At 72.5% G+C, this 1,879-nt stretch carries 1 protein-coding gene and 1 pseudogene; both read right to left on the bottom strand.

Features of this window, described 5'->3' with window-relative positions; translation table 11 throughout:
- Positions 1 to 52: 52 nt before the first annotated feature.
- A pseudogene (locus tag I53_RS14145) lies at positions 53 to 1,099 on the bottom strand (MATE family efflux transporter); the annotation flags it as partial.
- A gap of 130 nt (positions 1,100 to 1,229) precedes the next feature.
- A complete protein-coding gene (locus I53_RS14140; RefSeq protein ID WP_043351744.1) occupies positions 1,230 to 1,583 on the bottom strand; it encodes a DUF6460 domain-containing protein in 354 nt (117 codons plus the stop codon).
- Positions 1,584 to 1,879: the final 296 nt, after the last annotated feature.

Here is a 1,879-nt window from a genome sequence, read left to right as displayed (position 1 = left end):
CGGCGGCGAGGGGCCCCAGGGCCGCGAGGACGAGGTAGGAGCGCGCCGCCTAGCGCACCGGCCCGTTTGTCGTCACGGTATCGATGAAGGCCGCGCCGCCCGCCAGCGACAGCAGGCTGACCGCGAGCCCGAAGCCGAGGCACCAGCGCAGGCACAGGGTGGCGGCCGCATCGAACGCGTCCGCGTCCCGGGCGCCCACCGCCTGGCCGCAGAGGGTCTCGGCCGCCGTGGCGAAGCCGTCGAGGAAGAACCCGCCGATCAGGAAGAGATTCCACAGGACCGAGTTCGCCGCTAGCACCACGTCGCCCTGCCGGGCGCCCAGCGCCGAGAACAGCACGATGCCGGTGATCAGGGCGAGCGTCCGCAGGATCACGTCGCCGTTGACGCTGAGCGTCCGGCGGAGCGCCGTGGCGTCGCGGAGATCGCGCAGCGGCACCCGGAACGGCCGCGCGCCGAGGCGCGCCAGAAGGACCAGCCCGAGGCCGAGCCCGAGGGCCTCGGCGCCCAGCGTCGCCAGCGCCGCCCCGGCGAGCCCGAGGCCGAAGCCCAGGACCAGGGTGAGCGTCAGCGCGACATTGGTCAGGTTGATCGCGACCTGCAGCAGCAGGCCCAGATCGGTGCGCCCGCGCCCCAGGACCGAGCCGAGCACGCCGTAGCTCGCCAGCACGAAGGGCGCGGACAGGATGCGGATGTGGAAATAGGTCGCAAGGCCCGCAATCACGGCCTCGCTCGCCCCGCTGATCCGGAAGGCGAGCTGGGCGAGCGGCCCCTGCAGGACCACCAGGACGAGGCCGATCAGGGCGCCCGCCGCCAGCGCCCGTGCGAGGATGCGGTCGACCTCCGGCTCGTCTTGTCCGCCGACCGCCTGCGCGGTCAGGCCGGCGGTCGCCATGCGAAGCGCCCCGAACGACCAGAAGATCGCGTCGAAGATCACCGCGCCGAGGGCGATGGCGCTGAGCAGCGCCGCGTCGCCGAGCCGGCCGATCACCGCCGCCCCGACGAAGCCGAGCATCGGCGTCGTGACGTTGGCGACCGTCATCGGCAGCGCCAGAGCCAGGACGCGGCGGTTCGTCGGGCGGCCGGGGCTGGCGGCGTGCATCAGGCCTCACGCTGGTAAGCTGCGCCGTCCGCGCAAAGCCGGAGGAGGGCATCGGCGGGTCAGGCTCCCAGGCTCCGCTCCGCGGCGCCGGGATGACGGGCCTGACCGTGCCGGTCGGCCTCGAATTCGGTCAGCGCGAGACGGCGAAGAGGCGCGCGATCAGCCAGAGCGGCACGACCACGATCGCCCCGGCGAGGATCCAGCCGCCGAAATCGTGGAGCGAGGCGAGCCCGACATCGATCAGCGCCCGCGCCGAATCATAGACGTGCCAGAACAGCCGCCCGGGCGTGAGGCCGAGCATCGACATGAAGGCGCCGACCAGCACCGACAGGAACAGCAGGCGCAGGAACACGCCGGCGGGCGAGCCGCCGAGGAAGCGCCGGAGCGCCGAGGGTCGCGACCGGTAGGTCTCCGCCCCGTAGGGGGCGTTCGGCGGCGCGCCCTGCTGATAGCCTTGCCGGCGCCGGTCGTGATCGACGAGCATTGCGTCCTCGTGAAGCCTCAGGGCCTTCGGATCGGCGACGAAGCGGGCGGAACCGTGGCCGGCGCACCACACCGCGTCGAAACCGGAACGCGGATCGGGCGTTGGCGGGTTTCTCCTGCGCCGTGCAGATGGCAAGCGGCGACGCGCACGCCAAGATGCAGGGCCAAGATGCAGGACGGGGTGGGGCACGACGCCGGGTTGTCGCAGCGCCCCCTCGANCAAAGGGAGAACTCCCGGGATATGGGAGTGTTGTGAGAGGCTCGAGTGCCGACGGGACCATACGCACGATGATCGAC

The sequence above is a fragment of the Methylobacterium sp. B1 genome, assembly GCF_000333255.1.
Lineage (GTDB): Bacteria > Pseudomonadota > Alphaproteobacteria > Rhizobiales > Beijerinckiaceae > Methylobacterium > Methylobacterium fujisawaense.
Note: the sequence above shows the minus strand (reverse complement) of the source record. Positions and strands in the feature narration are given on the sequence as shown.

What these genes read in the sequence shown, in the direction of transcription:
- I53_RS14140 (WP_043351744.1), bottom strand. Translation starts at nt 1,583, where the DNA reads ATGCTCGTCGATCACGACCGGCGCCGGCAAGGCTATCAGCAGGGCGCG.